The organism is Natronorubrum texcoconense (assembly GCF_900100335.1).
Taxonomy (GTDB): Archaea; Halobacteriota; Halobacteria; order Halobacteriales; family Natrialbaceae; genus Natronorubrum; species Natronorubrum texcoconense.
The window spans coordinates 923,085-939,357 of sequence record NZ_FNFE01000001.1; the positions used below are offsets into that span (position 1 = coordinate 923,085).

Genomic DNA, 16,273 nt, shown 5'->3' on the forward strand with positions numbered 1-16,273 from the left:
AGCTAGTGACTACCTAGCGGCCGCCAGCTATTTACAATCTCAAATATGATATATTCTGAATAGTAGTTTAGAATTCGGTTGGATATTACAGTCGGTACTAATAGATGAAAATCGGAGATATCGCAGACAACGTCACAGATCAATCAAGTCCCGGCGAGCTATTTCGAGACAACTGGTTAGGTTCGATTCCTGAGGCACAATGGCCCTCGTATATCGACGAATCAGCTGATCTCCTTCAATACGGTATCGGAATAGGAGAAACTAACTTAACAAAGGCTGATTTTGCGAGTGAAACAGGTGAGTACTATCGAGAGGGCCTGGGAAAGTCGATGTCCGTAGACTACGAAGAGACGACGCTTCCCCTCGGCTACGTTTCCGGACGAAAAGTCGGACTCGTTGCGTGGATGTTGACGGAACTTCAGCGCGAAATTCGTTCGTCAAAAACGACGAATTTTAAATCATCAAGTCGCGCTCTTGAAGCGATCGTGAACAAGGCTCTATTGCAGTCTTTCGAAGGCGATGACTCCCTCGACGCAAAAGGGATTGATCGTATTCGTCTGCCAAAAAGCGTTGCAGTCTCAGATCTCGTCTCTGAGATTTTCTGTCGGCCACGAAGTCCCCAGTACGTCGAGGCGATTGTCGAGGTTGCGACTGGGTACCGGCGTTCTACGAAAAGCCTCCTCGAGCTAGTCGAAGAGCCGCAAATGGTCACTCCATTCTGGGAACACCAACGAAAGGCCCTCTCACGATGGCTCAAGAACGATTGCAGAGGATACGTGGATATGGCGACTGCAACTGGAAAGACTGTCCTCGGTCTCGGAGCAATCGCGCACCACTTCGGAAAATTACACCCCATTGATCGAGAACTCACCGAACCAAATTTGCAGCCGAGTGATCAACGAGGGACAGTTCTAGTCGTTGCTCATCGTACGGTAATACTCGAGCAGTGGAAACGCGAGTTCGACCATCGATTGAACATCCCGGAAGCGAGTACTACGACCGGCGGCGAAGAGACTGTCTCCTTCTCATGGGGGGATGTCCACTTCTGGACGCCGAAGCGCGTTCTCCAACGTGGCGTCCCTGACGCTGACCTCGTCGTACTCGACGAAACACATCACTATCTGGGCGATAGTGGCTTTGGATCGATACTGAACGAGTTCGACGGCGACGTCGTCGCGTTGTCCGGCTCGATTGACGAAACGAATGCGCGGACACTAGAGCGTCGCAACATCGAGAAACTGCTTACCTTTACGCTGCGCGATGGACAGAGGGCAGGAATCGTCCCGCGCTGTGACTGGAAGGTACACCTCGTCCCCTACGAGGGACAGTCGGTTCTCACCGACGTGACTGAGCGTTGCCAGCAGGGTACCGAACGGTTCTCTGATGGCGGTCCCGAAGATGTAATGCAGGAGCTGGATCGAGATCCATCCGAGGTCGCGTTCGAAACCCTCCACGAGGCTCGATCGGTGGTACAGTCTACAGCAGGCCGTGAGATCAAAAAGAAACATGACGGCTATCGCGAGTTCTCATCGGCAGTGAAATCACGGAATTTGACGAAATACAATCTTTCTCCGGAGCTATCGGAGATTACGAACTTAGTCCTAGAGTCCGTTACAGATCACAAGTGCGTAGTGTTGCTCGAATCCGGGGATGAGATCGAAACCGTCGTATCGGGACTTCGCCGTGAACTCGGCGACGAGTTCGATGACTACATCCAAGTCGTTTGGGAGAGTGCGGACGATACGATCGAGGTCGTTCGTGAATTTGATGAAAACCAAAAGTCAGGGGCGATTATTGGGACGGCATCCGTTCTCGGAGAGGGTGTCGACATACAAACGGCGGACGTGGGGATCAATCGGGCCAGGGGTCGACTTAGTCGATCGTTAGTCCAACGCATGGGTCGTATCCTCCGAAACCCAGATGGTGACAAGGAAGCGGAGTTCCACCACATCATGGGGATTCCCACCACAAGCACTGCTCTCCTCCCTCAGGAAGACGGGATCGAATTGCTCGAGACGGCGAGTCAATTGTTAGCTTGGGGTTCATCGTTCGAGGCACAACCAACGTTCGAGACACGATCGGCGGATGTCGCCGAAACGATCTGGCAGCTCGAACGAGAGGGTGCAAACGCTATCGACGACCTAGCCCCGCACAATTATAGTTGGCCATCCGATCGTGAGGTTCGGTCACACCTCGAACAGCTGTGTGCGGACGCGATTGACGCCGAATCGTCGGTTCTCTTGGCTCTCGAGGACACGAGCGAGTCTGTCTCTAGTTCTCCAGAAGAGAGCGCTCTAAACTTCGTCAGCGGTGTCGAGATGGAAGCAATCCCGATTGCCACGGATCTATGGAAGAAAGTATCGAGTACAGTCGCCGATAGCCGAAATTGGGACGATGAGCAAGAATTCGTCGCAGAGGCGATCAGGGAGCATCTTGACGAGATAGACACTCCCGATTTACCAGTGGTGGGCGAAGACGGGACCGAAGAGCCCAGATTTGTAGAACTGAATCCCGTTCTCTACGCAGTCGTTCAATCTAAAGTTGTAGATGGAGTCAATACCTCTACGATTGTCCGAGCGGCTGTAGAACGGGAATTAAGACTTGGGGAATGACAGAATAGAACTTCTAACACAAGACAAATATGCAACAACAGATGGAAAAGAACCTTTCAGCAGCAAAAAAGTACCATACTATAGCAAATTTATCCCATTATGTATTTTTGTTCATACTGTTCGTGACTATTACAAGTGTAGTTATACCCGGTACCCCTTGGTGGCCGTTTGCAGCCCTTTCGGTCGGGGTCTTCCTGATTAAAGGAAAACTTACTAGTTTGAGAGATACTCACGCTAACCGTCTCCTCGAAAGCTGTGTGTCGAACTGCAATGAATTGACCGATGATACCGCCAAAGCTATCGACAAAGAAGATATAACCACTGCTCGCCAGCGAGCTCGAGAGTGCGCAGAGACGGCAAGTAGAGTCGAAAAGCAGGTCTCCCAATTCAAGAAAAAAGACGGCTCGGACGAACAACAGCTGCAAGAGCTACGACATCATCACAAACGATCTACCAATCTAGTCGAGTTCCTTGACGAAAATCTGGAGGGGATACAGCAAGCAGTACGCAACCTAGAGCGCGTAGAGAAAGGGGCCAAAGAGGCCTATCAATTGCTCGCAGACGGGGAACTGCAAGCCGCATCTAACACATTAGATCAGTATCAGGGTGCACTACGAGAATTGCACGACCGACCCCCGCTCGCTGATCAGAAGGAACTGCATGGTCTCGACTCACAGATTGAAATGTTGATCGAGACCTACGAAACACTTGAGCAACGTCTCGAGTTTACGCCAGTCGTCAAGCGGCTAGAGGGCGTACTCGCGGAAACCGATATCATCCGAAACAAACAGGGAGACCGTGTCGATACCGATACTCTCCAGAATGCGGTTGAGCAGTTAGAAATAATAGAAGACGCTATCGAAGAGCCTGACCACGCCTTCTTTCTAATCAAGCATACTGAATTATCCCTTCCTGAATTAGACGACGTGTCAGGAATTGGAAAGGGGTATCGCGCACGCTTAGAGAAGCATGGAATCTCCACACCAGAGGAACTGCATCAATCAAATTCGTTGACCGGTATAGATAGTATTGGTCGAAACCGCGCCAAACAGTTTCAGGAGGCTGCAGGACAGGCAGCTATCGACTGTATTTCTGATCTTCGCTCAGATTTGGAAGAGCGGATTGAACGCCGTGAGCAAGCTAGCAACCAGCTTACGTATGCGGAACGTCGCTACCGGATTGCATGTGACCATCTGGACCGCCAGTACTTCTCCGATGTAGACCAAGAGCTTACGAAAGCAAAGGAAGCACTCGAGTCGGTTCCGGCCTCAGGATTACAACCTGAGGAGCGTACACAGTTCGAGAAACTAGAGGCAAACATCGAGAAAAAGCGGGCGGAACTCCGGACGGAGAGACTCCGAAAGGAGTTCGAAGATGCATTAGACGAAATTGACACGTATATCGCCGAGGGGCGTACCGCGCTAGAGAACGAGTCATTCGATGCCGCGACGGGAAAATTCGGTTACGCTACACAGTGTTGTAATAATGCGAAAGAGATCACTTCCAAAGTGGACGACGGGGAGCAGGCGATCTATTCTCGACGAGAAAAGGTCAACGACCTGCTCGAGGAAACACGCAATCGCCGTCAAAAGCACCGTGTCTTAGATTCGATGTCAACTGCTGAAACACAAATCAGTGATGGAAACTACCGCGTCACTGACGGTTCGTTCTCCGAGGCGATAGAGAACTACAATGAGGCGATCGATTACCTACAGCGGGCGCGTCAAACTGCAGAAGAGAACGAGTTGAGCTATACATGGGAAATCACCGAGCGACTCGAGCAGGTAGAGCAGTATCGCCACCACGCGGTTCAAGAACGCGAACGGCAGCATGAGGAGAGGAGGGAGGAAGCAGTATACAAACTCGACCGTGCCGAACAGCTCATCGAGAAGGGGCATCAGCATCTGGAGGTCGACGACGTCGATGCGGCGGTCGAATCACAGCAAACAGCCGCCACCCTCGTAACCGAAGCGACCGCATTGTTTGAGGAAGTCGATATCCTGGAAACTACCGAGCATCGTGATAGAATCGATACTCTCGATCAATCCGTCTCTCGGCTGGATTCATCGATAGATCAAACTGCAGAAGAGGCGTTGCAGGCCGGAGGTCCTAGCCGACAACAACTCATCCAGTATCTTCAGGACCTCGCAGTGATGTTCGATGAATCGCCGAGTGAGGATTTCATGAGAGAGTATGGGAAATATTCTATCGACGAATATTATGCTGCATTTGGTTCCTGGACGGATGCGCTCAGAGAGGCAAACCTCTCCCCGATTGATCAGGCAGCTCGGAACCGACGGAAATATTCTCGAGCGGACATTCTTGATGCAGTCGTCGAGTTAGCAGAACAGCTCGGCCACAATCCCTCCCTAATGGAAATGAATCGGAAGGGCTCAATTTCGGGTACCACAGTGGGTACCCGATTCGGAGATATGGATACAGCCATCGAACTTGCAGGCCTGAAGGATGTCACCCTAGAATACTCTGAAACAGACATCGAGGAAGATACCAACGAAGAGGAGGTGACTGCGACGGTTACCACTGAACGAACTACGACTACGGCGGAACCGTCGGAGGCTGATCTCGAGGAGCTAACGGAAGTCAGCGGTGTCTTCCAATCAGATGCGGCTGCCCTCGCAAAAGATGGATACACATCGAGAGAGAAACTCAAAGAAGCATCTGCAGAGGACCTTCAGGCAATCGACGGGATCGACATTCAACTGGCATTGCGGATCAAAGCTGATATTGAGGATTAGAAGAGGATGTCGAACTTCACTTTCGGAGCCGATGTCCGATCACGGATGAATTTCGGGTACAGGAGGGAATATTTAACCGTTTCTGAGATAGACATCTACCGTAATCAAATTCAACTGTCTCCATGATAAGACCGCCGACTCTCATATTGTTGCATCTAACGAGTATCCGAAGCCAACCAAAGCGGGAGCTTTTCGGATCGACTTCGGCACGTCTACTAACGGATGGAGGGCATAAACTCACGGAACAACAGGATGGAGAAGACGTAGAAGAAGTTGGTGGGTTCGTCTTTGGACAGGTAGAAGACAGAGCCAGTTTCATGAGTGATCGCCCCTCAAAAGAAGAGACCATTCGGAACGAGAGAGACGGTCTTTCAGAGGCAAACTTGAGCCGCTTAGCAGACATCGTCGAACTCCAGCCAACGAAAAATAAAGAGCTCCAAGAGAGATGGGAGTTCGATTCCGGGAGCGAAGTACACCAGTATCTCGAGTCGGAGCTCAAACAGTATTATTACCGTGATGAGAGTAGCCTCATCCGCGTGACTGATGAGGCGGAACAGCTTATGAACGAAAATGACCAATCTCGGGGATCAGCGGGCCAAGATACGTCCGGTGAGGTGTCCACTTCATCTGGTTCGAGACCTTCCACTAACGAACCCGTTGACCTACAAGACCGTAATCTCATTATCGCACTAGTTGGTCTTGCTCAAGAGTTAGGTCGTCTTCCAACAGCAAGCGACGTCAACGAGCGGTGCGAGTACTCTCATCAACAGTATCGTGAAGTGTTTGGATCGCTTGTTGGTGCGTACAAGCGAGCCGGTCTCATTCCAGAAGACACCTCAGAAGCGGAACTCACAGCACATACTACAGCACAATCGTCGAACGAGACCGAAAGAGAGAGGAAATCAGCTTCAGACAGTTCCCCATCTAGCTCTGTCTCTCCGGATCAAGAGGGAGGCAATAAAAGAGAAGGAAAAGTATCCCAACCCCCTGCTGCATCCGGCACACTCGAGGAACCGGCTACACAGGAGCAGACGAAGGATGACGATACACGCTCACTAGAAGTAACTCAAGGCGACCTCGTCCAGGAGATTCAGCGCTTTGCGGAGATTATCGATGAACCGCCAACTGAACCGTTGGTCACCGCTTACGGCGAGTACGAACCGACGGCCTATGAAACGGTTTTTGACTCGTGGAATCAGGCACTCGAGGAAGCTGGCTTTGATCCTACAGATGTGCCGGATTGGAGCAATCGAAAGTACACGAACACGGGAATCCTCGATGCGATTTCGAACTTGGCGGAGAAGCTTGGGCATCCACCGACGACAACTGAAATGAACGAGCACGGAGACGTCACTGGTGGGATTGGCTCCCTTCGGTTCGGGTCGTGGGCTAACGCTATCAGATTTGCAGGTTTTGAGCCTAACGAGCGACCTTCAGTCCAAAAGGGCACGGCTGCCAGCAGTGGTTCACATGATCGGTCTGGAAGTCCCACAGCTGATAGCGGGAGTTCTAATGAGGCGACGACTGCTACCTCAGTGTCTACGGACGCTAATACCGAGGTTGAATCGAGCCTAGAGGAACTAACAACGATCAGCGGTGTACTCGAATCAGATGCAGTCGCTCTCGCTGAGGCAGGGTATACCTCGAGAGAGGCATTAGTAGAAGCCTCTGTCAACGATCTCAAAGAGATAGATGGAATCAGCCTTCAGCTTGCGTTACGAATCAAAGCCGATGTTGAGGAATAGTTCTTCTCCTCAAATTTATGGTTATCCACAGCCTGAGAACGGATACACCTCTCAAGAACGGACTGAAAGGCGGTGGCGAATACCTTCTCAGTCGAGATCTGCACAATCGTCAAGACTTCCTCGCCCATCAGTGACTAAAAGTGTGTTTGATTGGTTCTAACGCTGTTACCTCAAGTAAGGTGACTGAAAATCTGATCCGTCGATTGCTAGTTCGCATGGAGTAACCAGAGTTGCACGTCCTTGAGGCAACCGTCATCAAGCGAAATAATCCGATAGGTGGCCGAGTGACGCAACGTATGGAGAGTGACGTCCTTGAAATCGCCGATATCACCGCCGGCGACATGAGTGCGGACGTCGTCCTCGGTCGCAGGCTTTTCGACCAGGCGCTGGAGCGACCGAGTGGTGAGGCGGTCGCTCGAGCGGGTGGGAAAGAGGGCGTCGGTGTCTTTCCAGCGGTCGCGAAGGTATCGCCGGAGTAGTCGGACAGTGTCGTTCGCGAGGTACACCGTCCCGGCCTCGAGTTCGACATGGTCGACGTCGAGGGCGCACACTTTGCCGACGCGAAGGCCGGCGTCATAGAGGAGCGCGACTATCGCCTCGTTTCTATCTTGAAAATACGTCGGGACGGAGCCGGATAGGCATATGTCCCGGAGCTGTTCGACCTGTTCGGGTTTCAACCAGGTACTGGCACGCCCGTCGCTATCGGTGTGTTGAACGTCGGTATGTGTCGTCGATCGTTCACTGGACGGTGTAGCACACTCGGTGTATTACCAAGTTGCCATTTGCAGCAGGGTCGGTCATCGCGGTCGGGAGTTTGTCGTACTCAGCCTGTTCTAAACGATTGTCAGTTCTTCTCTAGTATTCTGAACCCTCCGAAGATTCTGAACCCACTTCATGTGTATAATCTCAAAATAGCGTATTAGCTGGTTAACCTCTCTCCCTTGGAGTTATGACCAAGTTTTTACATAGGTATCGAAGAGACTTCCATTCACAGCCATATTTAGGATATTATAGTTGTATTCACTTTTCTTCTTCTCGTATTAACTCCGAGAATTTGTATACGTTCCTCCGAAGATTGTAATTATTGTACGCGGCAGAGGGATTAGAATGTCTAGTGGGGAGGAGAATGTGCTTATTTGCCGTTTATGGTAGTTTGACAGTTGTAAATAGCGAATTCGCCCTACTGTAGCGAAGAGACAAAGATTACACTCTAGACGCACCCATTCCAAAACCTGATTATTTGTTTACAGATGGCCAATCCTGTTCTCTTTGTGACGTATATGAACAAGCCATATCAAAATAAACTTGACAGATCCCGCATCCGCGAAAACATCCTTTGTGGGGCCTCTACGGCCTATTATTCCGCCCCCATCCGCCGACATGTCTATAATGGCGAAACGTTTTTATGACAAACTGCCCTCTGTTCGAGTAGCTTCTGACATCGAGACGTTCGGTGTTAGAAGTGAGGGGCGTAAGCCCCTGAGCAAGTGAGTCCCTCGGACTGTCCTTGTCGGGGTCCGGTCCGAGGGGCACCCCGGAGGCGTGGACACCTCCTGAGGCTTAGGTGACTCTTTGTGTCCCAGCCTATCAAAGCTATCGCCTCCGGTGAAGCTCGAATCCACAAATAAAGGAAACAACGTATGAGCTTCACCGCATCCGGATACCACCACGGTATCACGACGGACACAGTTAGCATCGGAACGCTGCTCGCGCGCGACCAGGTTTACAAGATGGTCGACAACCAGCGTCCTGTCGCCTGGGGCGCCGAGCAGATGCAAGAAAACTTCGACGACGTCGACGCCCTCCCGGAAGTCAACCGGGGAGATGACGGCCCGGAAGGACACGAAACCCACTTCCTCGGAGTCATCGAGCTCCAAGTCGATAGTCACTACGAGGCTGGCGATGGACCAGTCGTCCAATACGTTGTCGATGGGCAGCAGAGGATGGTCGCGGCGAGTCTGCTCGTCGCCTGCCTGACCGAGAAATACCGTGAACTCGGTGACCCAGATGCCGCACGGGAACTGACACGGAAGTACCTTGAGACACAGTCCCGCGATGGCACAGAGACGACCGTGCGCCTGACCCAACTCTATGACGATGAGGAGGAAGACGAGGAGGCGGCCGACCTCTACGACGAGGAGTTCCAGATGCTTCTCGACGACCCGACAACCCCGAAGGACGCAATCACGCACGACAAGCTCGGTGACCTCATCCACTGCATCCGGACGGAGATCGACGCTCGAGTGAAGGGTCCAAACGACATCGAGCGGCTGGAAGAGCGGTTCCTTCACCGTCAGGTCGTCGGCGTGTTCAACTTCAGCGAGAGCTACTCACCGTACCGCCTGTCGGAGGGCTGCAACGGTCGCGGCGTCCACTGGGGACCGGTCGACCACATCAAAAACCGGCTTATGGAGCTGGCCGAAGAGCCGAGCATCGACAAACCGAACGTCGAACGCTCCTGGCGAGAGGCTCGGCGCAATCTGGACGAGGTGAACGAATCTCGGGCGCTCCGTTACTGGGTGATGGCATACCCCCATGTACCGGTCGAGGACAAGATCACGAACTCCAAACTGTACGACACAGTGAAGGAGATCATGGACGAGCGCCTGGACGAGGGTGCGTTAACCCTCGAGGACTACGCTGGTGATCTCGCGACCGGAACCGAGTACTACCGGGACGTCGCACTCGCGAACATCACCCACTACAGGGATGACGCGGACAATGCCGAAATCAATCGGCATCTCGAGAACCTAAACAAGATCGGGGCGACGCCGCCCCGTATCCTCGTCGTGCGTGCGCTCTACACAGGGCTCCCCGCTGACGAGCTGATCTCGATCCTCGAGATGACCGAAAAAATGTCACTCGCACGTCGAGTCGTCGAGCGGCGTGTCCCGCAAGAAGTTCGGGCGTACATCACTCTCGCACACAGCGCGTTCGAGCCGGGGGTCGATACTGTGGCCGCTGTCCGCGAGGAACTCGAGGACCTGATGCCCTCGAAGCCGGAGTTCGAACGCGCGTTCGCGCGCATGGAGTGGAACAAAGGCAAAAAGACCCAGTACGTCCTCTCGACGCTCGAGCACGAGCACTTCCGATCGGGGAGCAGCAGCCGCTTCGGGGGGCGTACTGAGGGTGATGTCGAACACATCGCGCCGCGCGGAAGCTTCGATACCAAGAAGTACTCCGCCTGGGGCGACTCCCTCAGCGTTACGCAGGAAGAGTTCGAACTCGATGTCGACCGTATCGGGAATCTCACCCTCCTCGAATCGCGGCTCAACATCGCCGCAAGCAACGATCCCTTCGACCAGAAGGCACCCCACTACGCCGACAGTCAGTACACGATGGCCAACGAGGTCGCCGACAACTACAACGGCTGGTCCATGAACGATATCAATGACCGGTCAGAAGAGCTGGCCGAAACTGCAGCCGATATCTGGGTGGACCTGTAGCCCACACGTTCTATTATTTTTATTTACAATCGTGTAAACAACATATAGGTCGGTAGCTAATGAACCTTTCTTGATTAAACCTACTGTCTAATTAAATGAGCTTTGAAATTAGTCTCTTTATTGTTATTTAATATAACTACAAATATTTATGATATTTACTTACCGTGAGAGAGATATTCTGAAACAGTTTAGCTCTTACTGTGAATAAATTCGAGAGTGTTCATAGTAATATATAGATAATAGATTCCCACACTGCAAGTTCACCACCTATAGGTTCCGTGATTTTTATACGGGCCTATAAATGTAAATACGTAATATAAGCAGTAAAACAACAAATTCGGAGCTCGTATACTTAGGATAGTGAAAGCTTGACGTAGCTTTCTAAATCAGATCTACGGAGTTCCTCAATTTGATTATCTTTTAACGATTCAAGATATAGTGGGTCATCCGATAAGAGATCGTCGACAATCGGTTCGATCGGTGTTCCCTCATATGGGCCGAAAATGTCGTCTCGAGCCTCCTCGAAAAACCGTCGCATATCCTGCCCGAACTCTGCAGCGTGCGATTTGCGAGCCTCGAGGCTCGTATCTTCCCCACGGTACACGTGCCCCTTCCAGTCCCAATTATCGAGAAGCTCATCGATAGCCTCGATCTTCGCCTCACTGACCCGCTCAACGCGGCTATTGAGTCGCTGCATACCGTTTACCATACTGTTCATGCTGATCCGTTCTTCGTGGATCTTATTGCTGACCCGCCGTTCTTGATCCGCAACCAGCTCCTCTACGGTATTGATGATCGAATTCAGCTCTCCGTACTCATTGTTCTCGAGGTGGTGGCGAGCATCCTGAACCGCCTCTTTCGCCTCCTCATCGATTTCAATCGATGTTTGGAGAAACTCCTCGGCGAGGATCTGCTGGAGGACAGTCTCCTCCATGGTTTCGGCGATTTCCTCGAGGCGACTCTCGAGCTTTTTGTGGCGATACTGCTGGTAGATGTCCTCGACCTGTTCTTCGAACGACTTAGGTTCGGGTTCAGTTGACATAGTGATCACTCACCTCGATAAACCGGTCACCAAGACGGTCTATTCCTGCACCACCCTCGTTGATCTCGAGTGGGACCTTCTGATACTGATTGACGACTGGCATTGCCGTCAGCTTCTGACTGATCAGCGCCGCGCGGATTTGTTCCGCACGATCACCATTTCGGAGTTCCGTCGCACGGGTCGCTGCGTCTACGGATTTATCGATGTCTTCCTGTGAAAACCGACAGAACTTCCCAAGCTCTTCGATGAAATCGGGGTTCACGTCATCATACGTTTCGAGACCCTCATAGAGGTCCGTGATCCTGTCAAGGTCGACGCCAGCGAGCTCTGTAGAGACCGTTTCGACGACATCCTCATCGAACTCGCGTTCGCTGATCTCGTCGAGCTCGCGTCGGACATCGTACATCGCGTCGGCAAAGTCCTTCAGCGACTTTCTCGTATCGAATCGAACTCGACTTTCGATGTTGTTGATGTACCCGCGTCCAAGCATCGTCAGGACGTCGTATGGCTCAGAACGCTCCATCCGTTGGCGGACAGCGGGGACGTCGAGGCTCCCGGCCGAGATTGCGAGGAACTCGCTCATCATCCGCTCGATGTCGTCTGCGTACTCCATCGCGGATTCGATGTGATCGTACTCTTCCGGCGGCAGTGCCGACTTCAACTGTTTCTTGAGCTGAGAGTCCACGGAGAACTCCTCGTCGCTCTCAAACTGGTCGTTGAGATTTTCTGGTGTGGGCTCCGTCCACGGCGAGTCTAATAGACACAAGTGAGTGTACGACGCTAGAACGAAGTCGGTGAAGTCGTACTTGGCGTGTTGTTTGTAGAACACGCTGTCGTCCTCGAGGTACGTGTCGATGATTTTCTGGCGCCACTGGTGGGCGTAATCGGTCAGCTGCGTACCGAGCTTCTGTAACGTCCCCTCAAGGTCAGCGGTGTTTTTCTTTTCGACTCGCCTGACGCCGAACTCGACAAGCGTTCGAAGGTCCGATCTCCGAAACTCGTGTCGATCAAGGACAATCTGATCGGTATCCGGGGATTCAGTCCCGTCCGGGTAAACGAACGGGTATTTCTGGCTACTCAGGTTGTATTCTAGTGGTTGTCCTTCATAGAGACGATATTCATCCGTCAGCTCTTCGAGCAAGTCACGGAGAGCGGTCTTAATGTACCGGTCAGTCTCCGGGTGATCGGTCGGACTGTCGAGCCAAGAGTCAATCGTCGCCTTCTGATCGTCGACCGTCTGCTCAAGAACCGACTTCTCTTCGCCCTGAGTCTCTTTCTTTTTGGTCGTTCCAGTTTTCGTCGTAGTCGTGACTTCACCACTGGCTCCGGATTCTGCGACGAGGATCTGCTGAGATTCCTGATCGATTGTTATCTGCTCTGGCAACTTATCCGGGTCTTCGGGGATGAGGCCGAACGCATCGGCGAATCGCTTGTCGATGACGATTACTGGCCTCTCGCCGCTCCGGTCGACGGTGCCGTACCACTTCGCGAAGTCGGCGAACTCCTCTGCATCTTCGTAGACTTCGTCCGCAGCGGAGATTTTGTTCGTCAGACTCCGGAGGACGCTCGCACTCGAGGGGACATCGACGAATCCCTCGTGGTACTCCTCGAGCACCTCGAAGACGGTCATAATGAACTCTCGAGGCGATTGCTGGCTCTCATCCAGACCAGTGTACAGCCGGTGCAAGAACGTCTGATTGAACGGGAACAGGTCGCGGAACGACTCGTCACAGAAGTCGCACCGGGCGCAGATTGAACCGGAGGGAGCTTCTTTAAGCGTCAACCCACCGGAGTCGTCCTCCTCGTACCTGACGCTGTCGTCGAAAGACTTGATGTAGCCGAGATACGGCCGAACAAAGTCGACGGCGATGTCTTCGTCCAGGAAGAGCACGCTGTTCGAGTTACGCTCGTTCGTCTGGAAGAACTCGAAGCGATCTTCTGCAGTCCGCGTGTGCAAGACGCTAGTCGAGTCGCGAGTACCGGCGACGATGAAGTCCCAGTTGTCGCTCCCTTTGTCTCGCTCCATGTAATTTCGGAGCTTCTCGGCTTCCATCGCCGTAATCGAGAAGTCCTCGAAGATGATGACCGGTCGCGTATTGGTGAACTGACTGCCAACGTGCTCGAGGACGTCGTCGAGTGACGCGGTGTTGTATCGGTCACGGACCTCCCGCCACAGTTCTTGATTGAACGCATCGACTGCTTCCTCCACACCGACTGACTGCTGGAAGATTTGTAGCTCGTCTCGTTGCTTGTATTCGCCCTCAGTGATGAACTTGATCTCGCGGGCGTACTCACCCTTTTCAACGAGCAGCTGTAACTTTCCTCGAACGAAGTCGCGGATATTGTCTTCCTGATCACCCGTGGGGCTGACCTCGTAACCGCGGCTTCGAAGGTTGAGAATAGCACCCGAGGTTGCGTTGTTCGCGACCGCCTGAGGGATGTTTTCGATATCATCACGAAGCTGTTTGAACTCCGACGCCCCAGGGAGCTCCTCGCCGAAGTGTTCCTCGTAAAACTGGGGAATCCGTTCGGACAGGATTGACATCAGGTCGTCGTCCTTGTCGATGTGGAGCAGCGGGCGGCCATCGTCACGCAGGCGGTGAGAAAGGTATGCACAGAGTTCGGACTTCCCTGTCCCAACTTCGCCTTCAATGACGACTGCGAAGTTACCGACGCGGTCAGCTGAGAACAGTCGGTAGACACGTTCCTCACCCCATTTTTCTGCGTTAGATGCATTCGTTCCCCGGAACACCTCCATACGACGATGGGTAAAGTCGAACAATCGACGGTCCTCGGATCGAACCGCCGCGACTTTACTGAACAACCGCCGGAGGGTCTCTTCATCGATCTGGTCGAAATGCGGACATCGAGCGTCCGCCACGGCCGGAGTCTGGAGTTCGTTCGTTGTCATCCAACCACCTCGAGTGTGTTCGCTTCTCGGTCGATATCACTGTGGCTCGGCACACGATCAAGACTGATTGCACCTGCGTCACCGCGTTCGACGATTCGTATCGCACCATTGCGAACAAGGGTATAGAGCACCCGGGCGAACGGTGCAGGAACGGTACCGTCGGCTGTCAACTCGATCAACAGGAGATTCTGGTTGAGCCAATCGAAATAGTCCTCGATCGAAATTCGATCGTCCTCACCAAGATCTTCGACGGCAAATCGGATCGAGTGTTCAATCATGTCTAAGTCGGGATAGACTGTGTGTGATCGGCCGCTCATTTTGTAGACGAGTCCGAGGGAGTCGACGAGCCGCGTCCAGTTGACGAACTTTGGCTCGTTGAGGACGATCGGGCCCTGACTCGAGCGAGGCCGATACCCGCGGTCACTCTGTTGCCAGTCGTTAATCTCGTTGAAGAGGACCTCATCGTTACTCTCGAAGTACTGGATATCGTGTTGGAGCAGATACTGGTAGTTCAAAAGGACGACTGACTGTTTGCCCCAGTCACCGGGTTCCGCTCGTGTCGCCAGCTGGTTGAGCGCGGTCATGCGGAAGTCGAGTCCGCGATCACCGGTCTCCCAGGTATACTCGATCGTATAGTAGTCCGGTTCTTCGCGACCGATCATACCGAGCTGCTGGAGGCCATTGAGGCCTTGCTTGAGCAGATCGGCGGGTAGGTCGGTGTCGTCACGTAGCTCCTCAGACGTCGTATGACCCCTGCGGATCGATTCGAACACGGTCCGTAGTGGACCGGGCGTCTGTACCGTGTTGAGGATGTAGCCTTGATTTTTACTCATCGTTGGTCAGTTCGTTAGTTGATGTCAGAGAGCCAATCGTAATAACGTGCATCGATCCGGCTCTCTTCGGGTGCTAATCGTCGTCGGGCGGTTCGTGCGTCGCGAAGTTTTGGGGATCGCTTGGCATAGGAGGGGTCGAACGTACTCCCATCGTCAGAGACCGTACGGTTCAACGTTTTGGCCACGTCGATCGCAGTTTTCCGATCCCACTCGATACGTCGACGAAGCCAGTTGCCTAGGGCTGGTACTTGATCATCCGAATCTAGCGGAACACTCCCGTATTCGTTCGGACGAGCAAACACGTCACAGAACACCCAGTACAGCGGGAGATATGGTGCCTCGGGAAGCCGATCGAATAACTCGGTTGTCTTCGAGAGGTCTTCACCGGTCACGAGTGAGTAGAGTGACGCGTTATCTTGGACGAACAGGTTCTGCGTGTCAGTTAGCGGCAGCTCCCAGCCTTCCTGATCGTAATAGTTGCTGAACGCCTCGTGGATGCGATCTGCGGGGCCAACGCGGGTCGCAAACTGCTCCTGTGAAAGCGGTCGCTGTCCACCGTCGGGTGTGAACCGTTCGTTCTCGGTGAGGACGACAAGCGTGCCTTCCCCTGTCGAGAACTCCGTGACCAATGGTTGAATCGAGTACTGCGTCTGGAATTCGTAATACTCGTTCGTCAGAACACAGAGGTCAGACCCCTCTTCGAGTTCGATACCCCCGAGAACGTGGTAATTGTAGCCGGGGAACTGGTACTGTTGGCCACCGTCGAGTTGTCGCCACGACGTGGGGAACGTACACTGATCGACTCCCAGATACGAGATTGCTGGCAACGTCCGTAGCAGCCACCATCTGGAGTCGGGGACGTCATCGTAGATAACCGCAACACCCGGTTGTGTCAACCGGTGTCGGATCATCTCGAGGCTCATCTATA

9 protein-coding genes and 1 pseudogene are annotated in these 16,273 nt (G+C 53.0%); 5 read left to right on the plus strand and 5 right to left on the minus strand.

The window, feature by feature from the left end; translation table 11 throughout:
- The first annotated feature begins 104 nt into the window (after positions 1–104).
- The 4 genes and pseudogenes from BLT08_RS04375 (at position 105) to BLT08_RS23270 (ending at position 7,113) form a co-directional block, all read left to right on the plus strand.
- Positions 105–2,612 carry a DEAD/DEAH box helicase gene (locus BLT08_RS04375; protein WP_090303543.1) on the plus strand — a complete coding sequence of 836 codons (2,508 nt, stop codon included), beginning with the start codon at positions 105–107 and terminating at the stop codon, positions 2,610–2,612.
- 41 nt (positions 2,613–2,653) lie between these two features.
- Positions 2,654–5,368, plus strand: a complete 2,715-nt coding sequence (locus tag BLT08_RS04380) for a homing endonuclease associated repeat-containing protein (RefSeq protein WP_175529229.1) — start codon at positions 2,654–2,656, stop codon at positions 5,366–5,368.
- Between the two features lie 317 nt (positions 5,369–5,685).
- Positions 5,686–5,929 (plus strand): annotated as a pseudogene (locus tag BLT08_RS23545) (DUF5797 family protein); the annotation flags it as partial.
- Positions 5,929–7,113 carry a homing endonuclease associated repeat-containing protein gene (locus BLT08_RS23270; protein ID WP_245724165.1) on the plus strand — a complete coding sequence of 395 codons (1,185 nt, stop codon included), beginning with the start codon at positions 5,929–5,931 and terminating at the stop codon, positions 7,111–7,113. The pseudogene BLT08_RS23545 and the gene BLT08_RS23270, both read left to right, overlap by 1 nt.
- A gap of 206 nt (positions 7,114–7,319) precedes the next feature.
- Here the strand turns inward: BLT08_RS23270 and BLT08_RS04390 are convergent, their stop codons facing one another.
- Positions 7,320–7,790: a tyrosine-type recombinase/integrase gene (locus BLT08_RS04390; protein ID WP_090303545.1), complete on the minus strand. Its 471-nt coding sequence runs from the start codon at positions 7,788–7,790 to the stop codon at positions 7,320–7,322.
- Positions 7,791–8,753: 963 nt separating this feature from the next.
- Between BLT08_RS04390 and BLT08_RS04395 the strand changes: the two genes are divergently transcribed.
- A complete protein-coding gene (locus tag BLT08_RS04395) occupies positions 8,754–10,559 on the plus strand; it encodes a DUF262 domain-containing protein (protein ID WP_090303546.1) in 1,806 nt (601 codons plus the stop codon).
- Between the two features lie 352 nt (positions 10,560–10,911).
- On the opposite strand, the gene BLT08_RS04400 is transcribed toward BLT08_RS04395, so the two are convergent.
- Genes BLT08_RS04400 through BLT08_RS04415 form a run of 4 tightly spaced genes read right to left on the minus strand, consistent with a single transcriptional unit; the run spans position 10,912 to position 16,268 of the window.
- On the minus strand, positions 10,912–11,601 hold the full coding sequence (locus BLT08_RS04400; RefSeq protein WP_090303547.1) for a hypothetical protein: 690 nt from the start codon (positions 11,599–11,601) through the stop codon (positions 10,912–10,914).
- The gene (locus tag BLT08_RS04405; RefSeq protein WP_217636367.1) at positions 11,591–14,512 is read right to left on the minus strand and encodes a hypothetical protein; all 2,922 of its coding nucleotides are present in this window, start codon (positions 14,510–14,512) and stop codon (positions 11,591–11,593) included. The genes BLT08_RS04400 and BLT08_RS04405 overlap by 11 nt, the downstream gene beginning before the upstream one ends.
- Positions 14,509–15,345 carry a hypothetical protein gene (locus tag BLT08_RS04410; RefSeq protein ID WP_090303548.1) on the minus strand — a complete coding sequence of 279 codons (837 nt, stop codon included), beginning with the start codon at positions 15,343–15,345 and terminating at the stop codon, positions 14,509–14,511. Before BLT08_RS04410 ends, BLT08_RS04405 begins: the two co-directional genes overlap by 4 nt.
- Before the next feature lie 14 nt (positions 15,346–15,359).
- Positions 15,360–16,268 carry a hypothetical protein gene (locus BLT08_RS04415; RefSeq protein ID WP_090303549.1) on the minus strand — a complete coding sequence of 303 codons (909 nt, stop codon included), beginning with the start codon at positions 16,266–16,268 and terminating at the stop codon, positions 15,360–15,362.
- Positions 16,269–16,273 lie beyond the last annotated feature (5 nt).